The sequence below is a fragment of the Arthrobacter sp. TE12231 genome (genome assembly GCF_054062895.1).
In genome coordinates this window covers 285,479-303,718 of the sequence record NZ_JBSSFS010000001.1, presented here as the reverse complement: position 1 = coordinate 303,718, position 18,240 = coordinate 285,479, and the positions used below count along the sequence as shown (strand labels likewise).

Annotated in this window: 12 protein-coding genes; 6 read left to right on the top strand and 6 right to left on the bottom strand. The window is 66.1% G+C overall.

Annotated elements, in window-relative coordinates:
* Position 1: 1 nt before the first annotated feature.
* Together ACVWYS_RS01305 and ACVWYS_RS01300 are read right to left on the bottom strand one after the other, a co-directional pair.
* A complete protein-coding gene (locus ACVWYS_RS01305; protein ID WP_456508177.1) occupies positions 2-961 on the bottom strand; it encodes a carbohydrate ABC transporter permease in 960 nt (319 codons plus the stop codon).
* A 52-nt stretch (positions 962-1,013) separates the two neighbouring features.
* Positions 1,014-2,309: an ABC transporter substrate-binding protein gene (locus ACVWYS_RS01300; protein WP_456509217.1), complete on the bottom strand. Its 1,296-nt coding sequence runs from the start codon at positions 2,307-2,309 to the stop codon at positions 1,014-1,016.
* A gap of 233 nt (positions 2,310-2,542) precedes the next feature.
* On the opposite strand from ACVWYS_RS01300, the gene ACVWYS_RS01295 reads away from it, so the two are divergent.
* Positions 2,543-3,487 carry a LysR family transcriptional regulator gene (locus ACVWYS_RS01295; RefSeq protein ID WP_456509216.1) on the top strand — a complete coding sequence of 315 codons (945 nt, stop codon included), beginning with the start codon at positions 2,543-2,545 and terminating at the stop codon, positions 3,485-3,487.
* Positions 3,488-3,549: 62 nt separating this feature from the next.
* Here the strand turns inward: ACVWYS_RS01295 and ACVWYS_RS01290 are convergent, their stop codons facing one another.
* Positions 3,550-5,028 carry a sugar phosphate isomerase/epimerase family protein gene (locus ACVWYS_RS01290; protein WP_456509215.1) on the bottom strand — a complete coding sequence of 493 codons (1,479 nt, stop codon included), beginning with the start codon at positions 5,026-5,028 and terminating at the stop codon, positions 3,550-3,552.
* Between the two features lie 30 nt (positions 5,029-5,058).
* Complete coding sequence (locus ACVWYS_RS01285) at positions 5,059-6,351, bottom strand: C-glycoside deglycosidase beta subunit domain-containing protein (protein WP_456510266.1); 1,293 nt, start codon at positions 6,349-6,351, stop codon at positions 5,059-5,061.
* Positions 6,352-6,530: 179 nt separating this feature from the next.
* Here ACVWYS_RS01285 and ACVWYS_RS01280 point away from each other — a divergent pair, with 179 nt between their 5' ends.
* Entirely contained in the window at positions 6,531-7,088 is a 558-nt protein-coding gene (locus tag ACVWYS_RS01280) for a hypothetical protein (RefSeq protein ID WP_456508174.1), read from the top strand.
* Positions 7,085-9,961 (top strand): ATP-binding cassette domain-containing protein, encoded by a 2,877-nt coding sequence (locus ACVWYS_RS01275; RefSeq protein WP_456509214.1) that lies wholly within the window; start codon positions 7,085-7,087, stop codon positions 9,959-9,961. The genes ACVWYS_RS01280 and ACVWYS_RS01275 overlap by 4 nt, the downstream gene beginning before the upstream one ends.
* A 62-nt stretch (positions 9,962-10,023) precedes the next feature.
* Here the strand turns inward: ACVWYS_RS01275 and ACVWYS_RS01270 are convergent, their stop codons facing one another.
* Both ACVWYS_RS01270 and metH read right to left on the bottom strand, forming a co-directional pair.
* A complete protein-coding gene (locus tag ACVWYS_RS01270) occupies positions 10,024-10,794 on the bottom strand; it encodes a DUF6994 family protein (protein WP_456509213.1) in 771 nt (256 codons plus the stop codon).
* 67 nt (positions 10,795-10,861) lie between these two features.
* Positions 10,862-14,512, bottom strand: coding sequence for a methionine synthase (gene metH / locus ACVWYS_RS01265; RefSeq protein ID WP_456509212.1), 3,651 nt, complete (start codon positions 14,510-14,512; stop codon positions 10,862-10,864).
* 194 nt (positions 14,513-14,706) lie between these two features.
* Here metH and ACVWYS_RS01260 point away from each other — a divergent pair, with 194 nt between their 5' ends.
* Genes ACVWYS_RS01260 through ACVWYS_RS01250 form a run of 3 tightly spaced genes read left to right on the top strand, consistent with a single transcriptional unit; the run spans position 14,707 to position 18,229 of the window.
* The gene (locus tag ACVWYS_RS01260; protein ID WP_456509211.1) at positions 14,707-15,483 is read left to right on the top strand and encodes an electron transfer flavoprotein subunit beta/FixA family protein; all 777 of its coding nucleotides are present in this window, start codon (positions 14,707-14,709) and stop codon (positions 15,481-15,483) included.
* Between the two features lie 11 nt (positions 15,484-15,494).
* Positions 15,495-16,478, top strand: coding sequence for an electron transfer flavoprotein subunit alpha/FixB family protein (locus tag ACVWYS_RS01255; RefSeq protein ID WP_456509210.1), 984 nt, complete (start codon positions 15,495-15,497; stop codon positions 16,476-16,478).
* A 2-nt stretch (positions 16,479-16,480) separates the two neighbouring features.
* Positions 16,481-18,229: a cytochrome b/b6 domain-containing protein gene (locus tag ACVWYS_RS01250; protein ID WP_456508168.1), complete on the top strand. Its 1,749-nt coding sequence runs from the start codon at positions 16,481-16,483 to the stop codon at positions 18,227-18,229.
* The last annotated feature ends 11 nt before the right edge of the window (positions 18,230-18,240 follow it).

Below are 18,240 nucleotides of genomic sequence, written 5' to 3'. Positions count from 1 at the left end.
GTTAGTCCTCGGGGTTCGATCGCGTCAGCCGCTGCTGGAGAACGGCGAAGAACAAGATGATGACGGCCAGCACTAGGGCCAGGGCGGCACCGCCGCCGAAGTTCCCGAGCGCGAACGCCTGCTTGTAGACCTGGGTGGCCAGCGTTTCGGTTGCACCCGCCGGCCCTCCCCCGGTCAAGGCCATGATGGGGTCGAAGACCCGAAGCCCCTGGACGATTCCCAGGGTGGTCGCAATGGCAATGGCGGGGCGGATAGCTGGCAGCGTGACGTTCCGGAATCGCTGCCACAGGTTGGCGCCGTCAATGGCGGCCGCCTCCTCGACTTCCACCGGCACGCCGGCCAGTCCGGCCATGAAGATCACCATGGCGAAGCCGGTAGAGCTCCAGACAAGCACCACCAGCACCGTCCAGATGGCCCACTGCGGGTCCGCGAGCCAGGGCTTCGCGAGGTCGCCGGCGCCTATCGAGGTCAGGAAGACGTTGATCGGACCGTCGAAGTCGAAGATGTACTTCCAGATGTAGGCCGTGGCGAGGGGGCTAAGCACCACGGGCATGAAGAAGAGAGTGCGGAGGATGTAGCGCGTCTTGAGGACCCGGTTCAGGCCGAGGGCGATGATGAGGCCCGCGACGCTGCCAAGGAAGACCGACCCAAAGGCCAGGAAGAGAGTGTTCAGCAGGGCGCCGAGCTTGGTGGGATCTTTGAAAATGGCTTCAAAGTTCTGCCAGCCGACCATTTTGAACGAGCCGATGCCTGTCCAGTTGGTGAAGGCGAAGAAGCCGCCGATGCCGGTCGCCACGTAGTGGATGGCGATGACAAGGGCAATCCCGGGCAGCGCCCACCACCAGTGCCCGAACTGTAGCCCCCTGCCCCGGGGGCGGGCCTTTGGGTCCGCCCCCGGAGTGCGCTTGCCTCGCCGGGGTGCTTCAGCTGCTTCGCTTTTCGGTTGCATCGTCGCAGTCATGGTAATCCTTGCTTATCCCTTTGAGTTCTCGGAGCTTGGTGATGTGAAGCTGTTACTGGTCCCAGGCTGCATCCATCGCCTGCAGCACCTGGTCGGCAGTCTTCTGGCCAGTGATGAGGCCCTGGACGCCGGTGGCGAGTGCATCGTACACGGCTGAGTTGGGCCACTGGCTGTTCGGCAGCGGGCCGTACTTTCCGCCCTTGATGAGATCACCAACGTTCTTGTACGCACCGCTGTTGAAGTCGTAGCTGTCCAGGCCGCTGACCGGGAGGGCGCCGTCGATTTCCGCGAAGGCCTTCGTCTGTTCAGGCTGTGCGGCCCAATCGAGGAAAGCCTTCGCCGCGTCCTTGTTCTTGGACGCCGCGTTGATGGAAAACGCGTAGTTGGCACTGGCGAATACGAAACCCTTATCCGAGCTCTGCTCTGCAGGGAGCCCGCGCACATCGAAATCCGAGTCGGCGGCCGCAGACTTCAACTGCTTCCAGCTGGGGCCCGGGATAAATCCAGCGACAGAAGTTCCGCTGGCAAGGCCCTTGGTGATGGCGTCGAAGCCGGCACCTGCGGCGCCCTTCTGGAAGCAGCCAGCGTCATTCAGTTTGGTGACTGCCTCCAGCGATGCCTTCCAGCCGTCCGAGCCGGCGAAGGTGGTTTCCTTGGCGGTACGCTTTTCGTTCCACTTCGGGTCCTCCGCATAAACGCGGGAGGCTGCGAGCGACATTGCCATCAGGCCGGTGTTTGGAGCAGCGGAGCCGGCCAGCGCGAAGAACGACTTGCCGGACGATTCGAGCGTTTTGCACTGCTCCTCGAGGGAGGAGAAGTCTGACGGGAAGTCAGCGATGCCGGATGCTTTGGCGGCGGTCTCATTGGCGACCATCCCGACCACCGTGATCTCCGGGGCCTGGCCGTAGACTTTTCCGTCCGTTCCAAAGAGGGCTTCGCTGCCCGTGGGAACAAGCTTCTTGGCGGCGTCGTCCAAAGGCTCAAGGAAACCTGCCTGAACGAGGGGCAGGATGCTGCGGCCGGTGCCGGAACCCGGTGCGGTCACCACGACGTCGGACGCGTTTCCGGCCTGGAGCTGGGTCCGCAGGGTCTGGTCGTACGAGTCATTGGGCTGCGGGTTGAACGTGATCTTCACGTTGGGGTTCGACTTCATGTACTTCTCAGCCAAGACCTGGAAGGGGCTCTCAATGGTGTTGGAGGTGGCGAACGACAGGGAAAATTCCTGTGAGCCCCCAGCGGAGGAATTGCTGCCAGCGGAGGCTGAGCAGCCGGTAAGGACGAGGGCTGCGATAGTGGGGACGGCGAGGGCGCCGACCTTGAGGCCCGAATAGCGACGGTGCTGTGTCATGTCCAGCCTTTCTGACTTCGTTGTCGAAAATATCCGGGGCCGTGACCCCGGTCACTCATCAGTATGCAAGAGATGTGCCGAAAACGCACATAAGTCTTACCGATGACAGACATAAGTCATGCGGGGGGTGAGCGGAAGCACTTACATCGAGAAGTCTGATGCCGGCCGCCCAACTTATCGACGCCGCTGATACACTGGCCCTACTTAGTTCACCGTTGAAGGATTGCCGTGCCGTGATGAATCATGTTTTGCTATCCCGGCTCGACCTCAACTTGCTGATTTCGCTGGATGCCCTCATTACCGAACGCAGCGTGACCAGGGCGGCGGAGCGGCTCCACCTCAGCCAGCCGGCGCTCAGCGCCTCGCTCGCCAGGCTCAGATCCCACTTCGGGGACCCGATCCTGGCCCGTCGCGGAAATGCTTACGAGCTCACCCCCTTCGCCCTGCGGCTCGCGGAGCACACCACCACCGCGCTCGAGGCCGCACGCCGCGTCTTCGAGAGCCAGGCCACCTGGGAGCCCACGCAATCCGAGCGTGAGTTCTCCATCTACGGCTCGGACTACGGCTTCACGACCATTGGCCGGGTTGCCTCCGAACTTGCCGCTGAGCGGGCGCCAGGGGTCCGCTTCCGGTTTATGCTTCACAACCCGATGGTGGTGGAGGATGCCGCCAACCGCCTTCGTTCCGTAGACGGCATGGTGATCCCCCACGGGTTCCTTACCGGGCTCCCCTACCTGGATCTATGGAGGGACGGGTGGGTGGCCGTGGTCTCCTCGTCCAACGACGCCGTCGGCGATCGCATCACCATGGAGAACATCGCCGAGCTTCCCTGGGTGATGACCTATCAGACCCGCACAGCTTCAACGTCGGCGGAACGGCAGATCCAGCAGCTGGGTGTTGAGCCGCGCGTGGACGTGGTTGTTGAAAGTTTCCAGTCCCTGCCGCACTTTGTGGTGGGAACCAACCGGATCGCGCTCATCCAGGCGGCGCTGGTACCGTTCGCGCTGCGGATAGGCGGGGTGCGGATCCTGCCGCTGCCCTTCGATGCCACTCCGCTGGTGAATGCCCTGTGGTGGCACCCCGTGCACAACCGCGATTCGGAACATGAGTGGATGCGGGGCCTCTTCAAAGAGGCCGCTGACATCGTGGCAGCCGCCGCAACAAAGGAAGCCCCTTAAATGCCTCGATGCCCGCCTATTTTTGGACGGGCATCGAGGCTACGGGACGTTCGGTTGCAGCGTCAGGCTGATGCCAGCGCCGTCCGCATGCTCTTGCGGATGAGGTCGTGCTGCTGACGGACCAGCAGCAGCGGATCCACCTCGCCAAGCTCGGCGAAGGCGTGGCCCTCCCATTCGCTGGACCAGTAGCCGCGGTAGCCGCCTTCGACGAATACGCGGACGAGTTCCGGATAATCGATGGCCGGCTCGTTGCCCTGAGCATCAATGTCGTAGAACTTCGCGTGGACGTGCATGATTTGCGGCATGATGTCAGCCCACTCCTGGGGGCTGACATGGCCGTGCATGTTAAAGGCCAGGTGGGCGAAGGACCCAAGCCGGGCAGGATCGAAGTCGCGTCCGCGCAGGTAGGCAATGAACTCCTCCTGCCGCACCCGCATCGGGGCGTCAGTGGCCCAGATAGCCTGCAGTCTTTGGACGGCTTCGTCGTCCAGCCCGGCACGGCGGACAGCACGCAGGAGCGTGGGAGACATGCTGTGCATGGTCGAGGAGAAGTCAGCTACGAAACCCAACAGTGGCGAATCAAGCTCCGCATAGACGTCGCGGACCTTCATGATCTCCGGCGAGTTGGGCCCCAAGGGGGCATGGATCTCGTAGGCAAGTTTGAGTTCGAGGTCCTCGGCGAGCGGCAGGAGCCGGCGAAGAAGCTCCGGCTTCGCGCTCTGGATGCGGACAAGGGGGAAACCCAGCTTCTTGGCGCCTCGGAAGAGCGTCTGCGTGAACTCGTACTCTTCGTCCGGGGTCATGTCACGGTCACGGCGCCTGCCCATGTCCAGGTTGGCGCCAAAGGAGCTGGCCGTGAAACCGTGTTTGTCGAAGGCCTCCTGCCAGGAGCGCGCGAAGTCGTCCGTCACGTTGGGATAGGTAGGCAGGACCTGAGAGGCCACGATTTCGATCCCGGGGCCGATGCCCAGCTCCGCCACCCGGCTCAGCAGGCCGTCGAAGTCGTACCAGCCGGCGCGGAATTCGGCACTTGCCGAGTAGAGAGTGAGCCCGAGGGCGAAAGGATCCCCCTCAGCTTTGGGCGGAGGCGGGGTGACCGCCGTCGTCAGCTCCGGGGCCGCCGCCACCGTGTCCGTGACGGTCAGCTCCAATGTCTGGCTGACGAAATTGGGGACGTACATGCCGGGACCGCCGTCCTGGCCGGGGGCAATCTGCATGTAGGGCAGGCGCAGCTCACCGATGATCTGGATTGTGTGCTGCTCGCCCAAGGCAACAGGACTCTCCGTTTTGGCAATGAGCAGAGGATGTTCCTGGAGGAACCAGAGAGTTTCGCTTTGCGCGGGCAGGTCCGGGAGCGCATAGCGGATACCGCCCAGTTCCAGGGCCAGGTCCCCGGCGGGGATTTCCCGGCCGTCGACCATGAGCCGGAGGCTGGAGACCGAGGAGAGCCACAGGCTCCGGTACCACGGAAGCGTCAAGGCCAGCGCGAGGCCCTCGGGGTGGGTGCGGAGGCTTGCATCGTCAAGAAGTCCGTTTGGCATGGTTGTCTCTTTGCTGGGAGGTGGGATGGGTTAGGTAAGTCCGCCGGCGATGCGGCGGATCAGGGCGTGGTGGCGCCGCACCTGCTCGATGGCACGCCAGGGAGTGCGTTCGCCTTCGTATTCGCTGGAGAGGTAACCGGTGTAACCGGAGTCCTTGAGGGCCTGGAGCACGGGCAGCCACGGAATCTGCTGGTCTTCCAGCTGCTCGTTGATGTCGTGGAACTTGGCCTGGACGAATACAACGTACTGTGCGATATCCGCGAAGTCGGCGGGATTGACGCCGATGCCGTCAAGGAAGGCGGGCCGTGTCTCGCGGGTTTCCCCTTCGCGCAGCGGGATGGGCCGGTCCTGGAAGATCCCGGTGTCGATGAGGAGCCCGAAGTTCTTGGTGCCCGTCCGCTCGATGAGTGCGATGTAGTCCTCGACGACGGGGTGTTTGATGGGCGTTGGCGAGTGGATTTCCGGGCAGATGATGATCCCCAGTTCGTGGGCCAGATCAAGGGAGTGTTCCACGGACTCGGTCCAGCTGGGGTCCGGGACCAGGTCGCTGGACACGACGCCGATCTTGGGGCGCACGAACCCGAAGCCCAATTGGTTGGCAAGCCGCAGGTCCCGCTGAAGGGCATCGGTGCCCTCGGCAACGGTCATGGTCCGTCCCGGGTGCAGACGGGTGTCAATCCAGGAGCCGTAGTTCGTGGGCTCCAGCGAGTACTTCTCCAGGAGGCCGAACCAGTTGTCGATCCAGGCGGGGGACGGTTCGGGATAGCCGGGGATGTGGCCCTCGCCGAGGATTTCGACGCCGGTGGCGCCCACGTCCGCGACGGCGGCCAGCGCCGTTTCCAGGTCCATGACCGTGCCGTAGTCGCCCATGAAGCTGTACAGGGAAACGCCGTAGCGGAAGGTGCCTTCGCGGCCTTCCGGCGCGAGCGTCACCTTGCGGCTGGTCCGGTGCACGGTGGGCTGGTGCTCCAGCGGGATATAGGACATGCGCAGCCGCAGCTCGATGGAGAGTTCGTGGACGCCCTGGGGGAGGCCGCCGTCGAGCGGTACGGTCACCACGGCCGCTTCCTCAAGGGGCCAGCGCACGCCGTCGCTGTCCCAGAGCTGCTGCAGGGTGTAGGTCCGCTCACCGAACGTCCAAAGCGGAACGTCAGGTCCGACGTCGACGATGGTGCCAACGCGAACGGCGATGCCGTCGATGAGGGACGCGGCCATGCCCCTGTAGGAAGGCATTCGAACCCGGAACTGAAAGCCGGTTACACGTCCGCCGTCCGTTACGTTGCGGAAGCCGACGGATTGGATGAGGTCTCTTTCGAGAAGCATCATTGCTCACTCTCTCTAGGTGCAGAATCCAGAGTAGCAATCATTCTGCCACTTTTATACTTAAGTTAGCGCATATTCGACAAAACTTCGGCTCCCGCTCCCTTGGATTTGTTAGGGGCCTCACGTCACACAACGCGACGGCATCCGGTTCCGGACAGGCAACGCCCTACCCTTGACAGGTGACTTTGACTCGAATCCGCACCGCCGCCGCGAGCTCCTTCGCCGCCGCAGGTCTCCTGTTTGCCCTCGCCGCCTGTTCGACGCCGGCCGCCACCCAGCCCACCTCCTCTGCACCGGCTTCCCCGGCAGCAACTTCCTCCAGCGCCGCCTCCGAGCCCTGCACCGGAGTGAAGGTCATCACCGATTCGGGCGCCCTGAAGCAGGCTGCCGCTGACACGTCCGTTTGCGTTCCCGTGGACGCGCCGACCCTCGCTTCCAAGGTGCTCGAAGATGCAAAGGTGAAGATCGAGGGCACTGCCGCATATCCCAAGGAACTGGTGTGCCGTGTGAACGGTGTACCCGCCGCAGACTTCGACATCGCCCACAAGGGCGGCACGTACCGGGAAGATTGCAGCAAGATGCCCGCCGCCTTTGCCTACTGGGCTCTCTGGGTCAAGCCGGCCTCTGGCGCCTGGGCATACGCGCAGGAAGGCCTCGGCACCCTGAAGGTCAGCCCGGGAGAGAGCCTGGAACTGCTCTTCACGGTCGACGACGCACCGGCCGCACCCGCAGCATGACCTTTCGACCCGCGCCGTTACGCGCAGCGGCGGCTCTCGCCGCCGTCTTCATCGCGGCGCGGGTCCTCTACCGCATTCTCTTCAACGGGGCGGGCATCGGTGAACCCGTCCTGCTGAACATGCCGCCGGTGCCGCTGCCTGCCCCGTATGCCCATGTGGTCCTCCTGGGCCCGGTAACGGCACCCGGCCTGTGGGCGGCGGTCCTGTCCGCCCTGCCGATCGCCGGAATGATCCTCGGCTTCGGCATGCTCAACGCCTGGGTGGACGTGGCCCGCGGCTTCCGGCACCTGGCCCGCGGCGGCCCCCTGCAGAGCACGGCCCGGACGCTTGTGGTGGCTTGGGCGGCGCTCCCGGCACTCTCCGACGCCGTAACCTCCGTACGCCTGGCTTTTCGATTGCGGGGCGAACGCTTCGGACCCCGCGCCCTTGTTCCCGTGCTCGAGCGCACCCTCGAGCACGCCGGACGGGTGGCCGCGGCCCTGGAGTTACGCGGCTTCGGCAGCCGGGCACCACACCAACCCGCCCCCGGCGCCGAAGCGCCGGTTCTGATCCCGGACGCACAATTCCGCATTAGTGACACGCAGGTGCGCGTCACCGGGTTCACGCCGTCGAGCGGGTCAATGACGGTCATTACCGGGCCGACGGGCTCCGGCAAGTCCACGATCCTGCGAGGTATCGCGGGCCTCCTCTCCCACGTTGACGGTGGAGACATTTCCGGCACGCTGCACGTCGCCGGAACGGACCGTGCCGCCACGCCGCCGCGCGATACCGCCCGCCTCGTCGGCGTAGTGTTGCAGAATCCCCGCGCCGCATTCGCCACCACCCGGGTCCGGGACGAAATCTCCCTCGCACTTGAGCTGCGCGGCGTGGCTTCCGGTGTCGCCAAGGCCCGGGTGCTGGAGGTCGCGGAGCGCATCGGAGTGTCGGCGCTGCTGGACCGGAATGTCAGCACCCTCTCGGCGGGTGAGGCAACGCTCGTAGCCATCGCCGCCGCGGTGGTGGACCATCCGGTCCTGCTCCTGGTTGACGAGCCCCTGGCCGACCTTGACACCTCAGCACGCGGACGCGTCATCGCCGTCCTCGACGCCCTCGCCCGCGACGGGGATGTCTGCGTCATCGTGGCGGAGCACCGGGCGGACTCGCTCGTACCCGTTGCCGACTCGTGGTGGACCATTTACGAGGGCACGTTGGTGCCCGGTGTCGCGCCGTCCGCTTCGGCCCCGGCTGCTGCCTACCCAATGCCCGTTCCGGAAACGGGGCATGCACCCGTACTTACTGCGACAAACCTCGCGGTGCACCGCGAGGGCAAGCCGCTGGTGCGCGACGCATCCCTGGCCCTGCACCGCGGTGAAGTGGTCGCCCTGGTGGGGCCGAACGGGGCCGGGAAGTCGTCCCTCCTCGTGGCGCTCGCCCTGGGGGAAGGCACGCCCGGTGAAATCACAGTCGACGGCGGCCGCGTCGCCCTTGTGCCGGACGCCTCCGACGACCTCTTCACGAGGGACACCGTCGCGGCAGAGCTTGGAGCGGCGGAACGACGGCGGGAACGTGACCCGCGTCGTTCGAACCGGCGCCGTTCCAACCGGCTCCGCGCAGGCAGCGACCAAGTCCCTTCCCGGTCGGCGGAATCGCACCTGGCTCGCCTGCGCGGGGATGTCCGGATGCCCATCGGACACGAGCACCCGCGGGACCTCTCCGCCGGGGAACGCAGGATCCTGGCCATCGCGCTGCAAACCATGGACGATCCGCAGGTACTCCTGATCGACGAGCCGACCCGCGGGCTCGATTACGAGGCACGCACAGCGGTCGCGGCGGCGCTCCGGGCCGCAGCGGACGACGGCGCGGCGGTCCTGATCGCCACCCACGACCTCGACTTTGCCCGCGGGCTCGGCGCCCGGATCCTCCCGATGCGCGACGGCGTCGCCCCATCATTCGTGACAGAAGCCGCCCCGGCCAGTGTCCCCACAACACAAAGCAGCACAGCACAACGCACCGCAGAACCACGGTTCATCGACCCACGGCCGGACAGTCCGGGTGCGGCAGCAAGAGTCCGCCACATCCGGATGCCGCGGGGCGTGGAGTCCGCAATTCTCGCAGCCGCAAACCTTCTTGCCCTGGCAGCGTTCTGCTGGCCTTTGCTCGCCGCAGCCCTCCCGGAGGATGCCGCCGCGGCTCTCCCCTACGCGGCGCTGGCCATCGCGCCGCTCGCCGCCGTCGCCGTCGCGGTGTCGCTCGACGGCTCGGTCCGCTCCGCGCACACGGTGGCGTTGCTCGGCGTGCTGGCCGCCATTGGCTCGGCGGTGCGGGTGGCGAGCACCGGCGTCGGCGGTGTGGAGGCGGTCTTTATCCTGCTGATCCTGGCCGGCCGCGCCTTCGGTGCCCGTTTCGGCCTGCTCCTCGGCGCCGCCACCATCGCCGTGTCCAGCATCCTGTGGGGTGGCATCGGACCCTGGTCACCGTTCCAGATCTTCGCCTGCGCGTGGGTGGGCGCCGGGGCAGGCCTGCTCCCCCGCAGGGTGCGGGGCAAAGCCGAGCTATGGATGCTGTGCGGCTACGGGGCCCTGGCGTCCTACGCGTTCGGCCTGCTGACCAATCTGTGGTTCTGGCCCTTCGCGGTGGGTGCCGGCACCGGCATTTCCTACGTGCCCGGCGCGCCGCTGGCCACCAACCTCAGCAGCTTCCTGCTGTACTCGCTGGTGACCTCGACGGCGGGCTGGGACACCCTGCGTGCCATCACCACGGTCATCGGAATCACCCTGGTAGGGCGGGCCGTTCTCGCCGCCCTCCGGCGGGTGAAGCCGGTCTCCAGCACGGGTGGGCAGGCCGTTCAGGCCCAACCCGCCCCGGACAGGGACCGGCTTCAACTCGGGGTCTGAGGCCACCGCCGGGACACCCGCCCTGCACGCTGTCCCTGACCTATCGCCGGAACCTCAAGACGCTACTCGCGAACCTCGATGTTGGGGTGGTTCTCTGTGACCCACTTGGCCATCCGGCGATTCCGTGCCGCGATGAACTCCAGCGTGGCCTCCCGGTACGTCACGTAGTCCGCCGGTATCCCGGAAGGATCAAAGCCCTCAAAGGGCACGAAGAACCGAATGTCTTTGTAGTCGGGCGCCACGAGGTCCTGAAAGTGGAAGAAGTCCACGAACTCCACGAACCCATCGAAGAGCTCGAAGAAGTCTTTGTAGGCGTTGATGACATCGGCAAGCGGGCTCTTCGGCTCTCCAGCGTAGTGGCGCCGGACGCACTCAAGGGTGAGGTCTATGCGGTCAGCGATCGAGTGGCGAATCCCCCGGGCCTGGTTCATCGTGGGTCGGTCTTTCGCCCTGACGGGCCAAATCATCGCACTGCCGATGGTGTACGGCGGGTAGAGGTAGCGGGCCCGCTGCTCTTCGTTCAGACCGGCCATCGCGTTGGCCAGAGACGCCGGGCGTGATCTTCCGGTGTAGGAGGCCGTGATGGCATCGCTGCCGTAGCAATGCCTCGCCCCGGAGTCGTCGGTATAGATGAGGTACTCGTTCCAGCGGGCCGCTGATGCGCTCGGGGCGAAAAGGGCGCCGGAGTTCAGCTTCTTGGTCCACAGCAGCTCATGGTCCGCCCGGAGCCTCACGCTGTTCGCGTCTGGGTCGCCCAGGCCGCCGGATTTGCCCCGCTTGGCCTTCCGAGACTCGTCGGTCTTGTAGTCGAATGACGTATCGAAAACGCGCATGGTGGCAGTGTATGCGCAGGTCAAGACATTTTGACGGTTTCAGACCAAATAACGTCGAAGTACCAGCTCACACCTTGAAGTACTTCGCCTCCGGGTGGTGGAACACGAACGCGTCGGTGGACTGTTCCGGGTGCAGCATCAGCTCATCGCTCAGGACCACGCCCATCCGCTCTGGACGCAGCAGTTCCGTTACCTTGCGGCGGTCCTCCATGTCCGGGCACGCGGGGTATCCGAGCGAGAACCGCGCACCGCGGTAGTCGAGCTTGAACAGGCCGGCCTTGTCCTTGGGCTCCTCGGAAGCGAAGCCCAGCTCCGAGCGGATGCGCGCATGCCAGAATTCCGCGAGCGCCTCGGTGAGCTGCATAACCAGGCCGTTAAGTTCGTAGTAGTCGCGGTAGTGGTTTCCTTTGAACAGCTCGCCAGTCACCTCGTCGATCTTGGAGCCGGCGGTGACCAGCTGCACAGGCAGCACGTCGATCTGTCCCGATTCGCGCGAGCGGACGAAGTCGGCGAGGCACAGGTGCCGGTCGCGGCGCTGGCGCGGGAAGTCGAAGCGCAGCCGCTCGGTGCCGATCGGGCCGCCTGAGCCGCCGTCGGGGGCGAGCAGTCCCACGGTGCCGAGGACGCCGTCGCGGTCCTCCCCGTGGTGCAGCACCACCACCTGTTCCCCCTCGGAGACCACCGGGAAATAGCCGTACGCGACGGACGCGTCAAGCATTCCCTCGCCGAGGATGCGGTCCAGCCAGTACCGCAGGCGCGGCCGCCCCTCGCGTTCCACCAGTTCCTCGTAGGAGGCGCCGTCCTCGCCGCGGCCGGGCTTGAGCCCCCACTGCCCCATGAAGGTCGCGCGTTCGTCGAGGAAAGTAGCGTAGTCGTGGAGTGCGACGCCGCGCACGATGCGCGTGCCCCAGAACGGCGGCGAAGGCACGTGATTGTCGGAGGCGACGTCGGACCGGCCGGGCATCGCCTCCGGCTCGGTCACCGTGAACTTCGGGCCGCCTTTATGGATCCGCTTCTTCAGCGGCGGAAGGCCGACGGCGTCCGGGTCGGCGCCGCGGGCCACCTGCACCAGGGGCTCCATGAGTGCCAGGCCCTCAAAGGCGTCCTTGGCGTACCGGACGGTTCCTTCAAACTGCTCCGCCAGGTCCTGCTCCACGTAGGCGCGGGTCAGGGCTGCGCCGCCGAGGATGATTGGCCATTTCTTCGCGAGCCCCCGGGACTGCAGTTCGGCGAGGTTTTCCTTCATCACCACGGTGGACTTCACCAGCAGGCCAGACATGCCGATCACGTCGGCGTTGTGCTCCTCGGCTGCGGCCATGATCTCGGCGATCCCCTGTTTGATGCCGATGTTGATCACTTTGTAGCCGTTGTTGGTGAGGATGATGTCCACCAGGTTCTTGCCGATGTCGTGCACATCGCCGCGCACGGTGGCGATCACCATGGTGCCCTTGCCGGAGGAATCCGACTTCTCCATGTGCGGCTCGAGCAGGGCAACCGCATTCTTCATCACCTCGGCGGACTGCAGCACGAAGGGCAGCTGCATCTCGCCGGCGCCGAAGCGTTCGCCAACCACCTTCATGCCTTCGAGCAGCTGGTCGTTGATGATGCCCAGCGGGGTCATGCCTTCGGCGCGCGCCAGGTCGAGGTCCTCTTCGAGGCCCTTGCCTTCGCCGTCGATGATGCGCCGCTGCAGGCGTTCGCCGGTGGGCAGCGCGGCGAGTTCAGCGGCGCGCTGGTCCTTGAGCGCTGCGGTGTCGACGCCGGCGAACAGGTCCAGCATGCTGTTCAGGGGGTCGTACGTGACATTGCCGTCGGCGTCGTATTCGCGGCGGTCCCAGATGAGGTCCAGCGCCACCTTGCGCTGCTCTTCCGGCAGCGACGCGAGCGGCACAATCTTGGCGGCGTCAATGATGCCGCTGGTCAGGCCCGCCTGCACGGCCTCGTGCAGGAACACCGAGTTCAGGGCCATGCGCGCTGCCGGGTTCAAGCCAAAGGACACGTTGGAGACGCCGAGAGTGGTCTGGATGCCGGGATATTTCGTGGTGATCTGGCGGATGGCCTCGATCGTTTCGATGCCGTCCCGGCGGGTTTCTTCCTGGCCGGTGGCGATGGGGAAGGTCAGGCAGTCGACGATGATGTCCTCGACGCGCATGCCCCATTCGCCCACCAGGGCGTCGACGAGGCGCGAGGCGATGGCCACCTTGCCCTCGGTTGTGCGTGCCTGGCCGTGCTCGTCGATGGTCAGGGCGATCACGGCGGTGCCGTGTTCCTTCACGAGCGGCATGATGCGCGCGAAGCGGCTGTCCGGGCCGTCACCGTCCTCGTAGTTGACGGAGTTGACCACCGGGCGTCCGCCGATGAGTTCGAGCCCGGCCTGCAGGACGGGTGGTTCGGTGGAGTCGATGACCAACGGGAGGGTGGAGGCCGACGCGAAACGTGAGACGACCTCCTTGATGTCGGCCACGCCATCGCGCCCCACGTAGTCAATGCACACATCGAGCAGGTGGGCGCCGACGCGGACCTGCTCGCGGGCGATATCGACGCAATCGTCCCATCGCTCGTCGAGCATCGCCTGGCGGAACGCCTTCGAACCGTTCGCGTTGGTGCGCTCGCCAATCGCGAGGTACGCAGACTCCTGGTCGAACGGCACATGATGGTAGAGGGACGCGATGCCGGCTTCACGCTCGGTGGGAACGCGGCTGCCGTCGGCGCCCCTCCCGCCGCTGGTGACAGCGACGCTGGCACGCAAGGGCGCAAGACGCTCGACGACGGCGGCCATGTGCTCCGGCGTCGTACCGCAACATCCGCCCACGAGGCCCAGACCGAATTCCCGCACGAACTGCTCGTGCGCGGTGGCGAGTTCGGTGGGTGAGAGCGGGTAGTGCGCGCCGTTGGCACCAAGGACGGGCAGGCCGGCGTTGGGCATGCAGGCGATGGCTACGGTGGACTGCTTGGAGAGGTGGCGCAGGTGCTCGCTCATCTCATCCGGCCCGGTGGCGCAGTTGAGGCCGATGGCGTCGACGCCGAGCGGTTCGAGGGAGGTGAGCGCGGCGCCGATCTCGGAGCCCATCAACATGGTTCCGGTGGTTTCGACGGTCACCTCGACGAAGATCGGGAGCCGGATGCCGCGGGTGACGATCGCCTGCTTGCAGCCGTTGACCGCGGCTTTGGTCTGCAGGAGGTCCTGGCTGGTCTCGATGAGGAAGGCGTCCGCTCCCCCGTCGATGAGGCCCTCGGCCTGCAGCGCGAAGGTCTGTTTGAGGTAGTCGTAGCTGGTGTGGCCGAGGCTGGGGAGCTTGGTGCCCGGCCCCATCGAGCCCAGTACCCACCGCATCCGCCCGTCTGTTTTTTCTGCCGCTTCGGCACGGTCCCGGGCGATCTCCGCGCCCTTCCGGGCGAGCTCTTCGATCCGGTCGTCGATGCCGTAGTCGGAGAGGTTGGACCAGTTCGCGCCGAAGGTGTTGGTTTCGACCGCATCGACACCCACGGCGAAGTACGCGTCATGAATGTCCGCGAGGACATCCGGGCGCGTGGCATTGAGGATCTCGTTGCAGCCTTCAAGGCCCAGGAAGTCGTCCTCGAGCGACAGCTCACGCCCCTGCAGCATGGTGCCCATCGCCCCATCGGCAATGACGACCCGGTGGTTCACTGCATCCAGCAGCTCCTGCGAACGGACGGGGCGGGGGACGGACTCAATATCAAGCGCAAAACGAGGCATCTAAACAGACTACGGGCGGGGCAGTATGCAGGGCGCTGTATTTCCATGTACTACGACGGCGGGGGTCGCCTTCCTGAGACCTTCGAGTCACGACACGGGCCCGATCAGTCAGGAGGGGCCCAGCTTTCGTAGACTCGATGGAGATCCGACCCGTCTCCTCTGTAGAGACAAGCCCGCCACAGGAAGAGCCATCGATGAAGATTGTCGTTCTAGTAAAGGAGGTCCCCGATACCTACGGGGACCGAAAGCTGAACCTGGAAACAGGCCTCGCCGATCGGGAAGCCAGCGAGGCAGTCATTGATGAGATTGGTGAGCGGGCCTTGGAGCTGGCGCTGACGTACGCCGACGCGCACGAGGGCACCGAGGTCGCAGTCCTCTCCCTCGCTCCCGAGGGTGCGACGGCAACGATCCGCAAGGGGCTTGCGATGGGCGCGGGGAGCGCTATCCACGTCTCTGACGAGGCGCTCCGGGGTGCGGATCTGGGACTTACCGCCGAGACTCTCGCAGCAGCGATCCGTCGCGCTGGGTTTGACCTCGTGATCAGCGGCAACGTCTCCACCGACGGATCCGGCGGGATGATTCCCGCGATGCTCGCAGAATTGCTCGACGTGCCGCACGCTACCGGCCTCAGCTCCGTGGAAATCAGCGACGGCGCGGTGTCCGGCACCAGGCCCGTTGAATCCGGCGTGCAGAAGGTGTCAGCGGACCTGCCTGCGGTGATTTCCATTACCGAGGCGCTTCCCGGGGCGCGCTTCCCGAACTTCAAAGGAATCATGGCCGCGAAGAAGAAACCCCTTGAGGTGCTTACCCTCGCAGACCTCGGGATCACGGCCGACAACCCGGAGGCGGCGCGTTCGATCATGCTGACCATTGCAGAGAAGCCCCCGCACGCGGCGGGCGTAAAGATCATTGACGAGGGTGACGCCGGCGAGAAGCTCGCTGACTTCCTTGTCGAAAACCGACTGGCTTAGGGAGAAACGACATGACTGAATTCCCTCCTGACGCCATCCTCGTCGTCGTCGAAACCCGGGCCACCGGTGAACTCGAGAAGGCTGCACCCGGACTCTTCGGCGCTGCCGCTGCGGTCGGCACGCCCATCGCCTTGGTACTTGCCGCACCCGGCGCCGGCAGCGCCGCCGCCACGGAGGCCGCGGGCCTGGGTGCCGCGCACGTATTGATCGCGGAGACCCCGGATCCTTCCGTGCTCGGAGTGCCGGGCGTTGACGCCCTTGCCGCCGCCGCGGAGCAGGTGCAGCCGGACGCGATCCTGATTTCACATTCTCTGAACGGGCGCGACCTCGCCGGCCGTTACGCTGCCCGCACGCGTGCAGCGGTTTCCGCCGATGCGGTCGGCGTGTCACGCGACGACGAGGGCGTCGTCGCCCACCACTCCGTCTACGGCGGTGCCTACAACGTGACGTCATCGTCCACGTTTGGGGCGCCGGTAATCACGGTTCGCCAGGGCTCCATCGATGCGCGGGCTGCGGCTCAGCCGGAAGCCTCGGAGACCTTGGCCGTGACGCGCTCCGAGAAGCCGGCCGCGCGGATCGACTCGTTCGAGGAGGCGGTTGCCGCCACCTCGCGGCCGGAGCTGCGTGGTGCCGCGAAGGTTGTCGCGGGTGGTCGCGGCCTCGGGTCGAAGGAACAGTTCGCACTGGTCGAACAGCTCGCCGATGCGCTCGGTGCTGCCGTTGGTGCTTCGCGTGCCGCAGTGGATGCGGGCTACATCCCGCAGTCGCAGCAGGTCGGCCAGACCGGGGTTTCGGTGTCATCGCAGTTGTATATCGCGCTGGGCATTTCCGGCGCGATTCAGCACCGGGCCGGCATGCAGACGGCGAAGACGATCGTCGCCGTCAACAAGGATTCAGACGCGCCGATCTTCGAGATCGCCGACTTTGGTGTGGTCGGCGACCTCTTCAAGGTCGTGCCGCAGCTCATCAGCGCGCTTGAGGCTCGGAAGAAGTAGTCATGGCAACTTTTTCTCGGTCTGTTCGGCGGGGCCTGCCGCGCGTCGAAGGTGGTGAGCCCTGGCCCGCAGCAGGGCAGGCGCCCGCACGCATTATGTCGGCAGGAGCGGCGGCCCGGTCCGCGCCTGTTTTCGGGGAGGGATCGGTCACCGCCGCGCCCTCCGCCCCCGCACCCTCCGCCCCCGGTGCTGCCGCTGCCCGGGAAACGGCACCGGGTGCGACGGCGGTGTCCGCTCCGGTCCCGGCCGCGAACTCCGGCGCCGCTGTGGCGCGGCCGCTTCGCCGCGGCCTGCCGCGCGTGCCGGGCGGCGAGCCGTGGCCGCCCGCGGGCGAGGCTCCGGTGTCAGCGGGGGCTCGGTCCGGGGCTCCCGCCGCAGGCGCCACGCCCGCGCCGGTCACAGATGTTGCTGCGGCTGCGGCTGCGGCTGCAATAGCGGCAGCAGTAGCGGCAGAGGCGGCGGCAGCAGCAGTAGCGACGGCGCCGACGTCGACGGCGCTTCCAGCTGTTCCGGCCACCGCACCCGCCGCACCCGCGGCAGTGACGCTGGGAACCACTTCGCTGCGTCGCGGGCTTCCCCGCGTCCCCGGTGGCGAACCGTGGCCGCCGGCTGGACTCGCTCCGGCGGTCGCTGCCGCCCCTGCGGCGCAGGCCGTTCCCGAACACGTTGCCCAGACCCCGGCCCCGGCCGCCAGCGTGGTGGAGGCCGTTGCCGAGGCGGAGCCCTCAGCCACGGCGACTGCGCCCGCGGCCACAACCCCGCCGGAAGCGGTGGCACACGCCGTCGTCGCCCCGGCGGCACAGCCCGTCGTCGCCGCTGAAAAGCCCGTCAGGCCAAAAACCGAGGCCAGGCTCTACGGGTCGCGTACCCGGGGCCAGTGGATCAAGCTCGTCGTGCTCCTCGCGGTCGGCGCCGTGGCCGCCGCAGGGATTCTTGTGCTCGCCGCGCGCGGCGTGACGACGCTGCCGGGCGTGCCGGAGTTCCTTGAGAGGTACCCGGGCGCGTATCCCCTGCCCGACACGATGGAGCCCGGCTTCCCCTGGTGGGCGCAGTGGGCGCACTTCTTTAACATCTTCCTGATGGTGCTCATCATTCGCTCCGGCTATCAGGTGCGCACTCAGCAGAAGCCGCCGGCGTTCTGGACGCCGAAGCGCGGTGGCAAGAAGATCAGCATCAACCTGTGGCTGCACCAGTCGCTCGACATTTTGTGGCTTGTCAACGGACTCATCTTTGTGGTGCTGCTGTTTGCCTCGGGACGCTGGATGCGAATCGTCCCGACCAGCTGGGAGGCGGTCCCAAACGCACTCTCCGCGCTCCTGCAGTACATGACACTCGACTGGCCCGTTGAGAGCGGCTGGGTGAACTACAACAGCCTGCAGCAGATCATGTACTTCGTCGTGGTGTTCATTGCGGCCCCGCTGGCGGCGATCACGGGTGTGCGCATGAGCGAGTTCTGGCCGAAGGACGCGAAGAGGCTGAACAAGATCTACCCGGTGGAGGTTGCGCGCGCCATTCACTTCCCGACCATGCTGTTTTTTGTGCTGTTCATTCTCATCCACGTGTTCCTGGTGTTCGCGACCGGCGCGCTGCGCAACCTGAACCACATGTTCGGCGGCACCGACGTGGTGAACTGGGTCGGGTTTTGGCTCTTCGCGGCCGCAATCGCCATCACCGCGGCCGGGTGGTACGCCGCCCGCCCGCTCATCATCGCGCCAATCGCGAAGCTGTTCGGGCAGGTGAGCAGCCGCTAAGTTTCACCGGG

Bases quoted from the DNA above. Each gene is read 5' to 3' on its own strand.
- ACVWYS_RS01305 (WP_456508177.1), bottom strand. From the start codon at position 961: ATGACTGCGACGATGCAACCGAAAAGCGAAGCAGCTGAAGCACCCCGG.
- ACVWYS_RS01300 (WP_456509217.1), bottom strand. From the start codon at position 2,309: ATGACACAGCACCGTCGCTATTCGGGCCTCAAGGTCGGCGCCCTCGCC.
- ACVWYS_RS01290 (WP_456509215.1), bottom strand. From the start codon at position 5,028: ATGCCAAACGGACTTCTTGACGATGCAAGCCTCCGCACCCACCCCGAG.
- ACVWYS_RS01285 (WP_456510266.1), bottom strand. From the start codon at position 6,351: ATGCTTCTCGAAAGAGACCTCATCCAATCCGTCGGCTTCCGCAACGTA.
- ACVWYS_RS01275 (WP_456509214.1), top strand. From the start codon at position 7,085: ATGACCTTTCGACCCGCGCCGTTACGCGCAGCGGCGGCTCTCGCCGCC.
- ACVWYS_RS01270 (WP_456509213.1), bottom strand. From the start codon at position 10,794: ATGCGCGTTTTCGATACGTCATTCGACTACAAGACCGACGAGTCTCGG.
- metH (WP_456509212.1), bottom strand. From the start codon at position 14,512: ATGCCTCGTTTTGCGCTTGATATTGAGTCCGTCCCCCGCCCCGTCCGT.
- ACVWYS_RS01260 (WP_456509211.1), top strand. From the start codon at position 14,707: ATGAAGATTGTCGTTCTAGTAAAGGAGGTCCCCGATACCTACGGGGAC.
- ACVWYS_RS01255 (WP_456509210.1), top strand. From the start codon at position 15,495: ATGACTGAATTCCCTCCTGACGCCATCCTCGTCGTCGTCGAAACCCGG.
- ACVWYS_RS01250 (WP_456508168.1), top strand. From the start codon at position 16,481: ATGGCAACTTTTTCTCGGTCTGTTCGGCGGGGCCTGCCGCGCGTCGAA.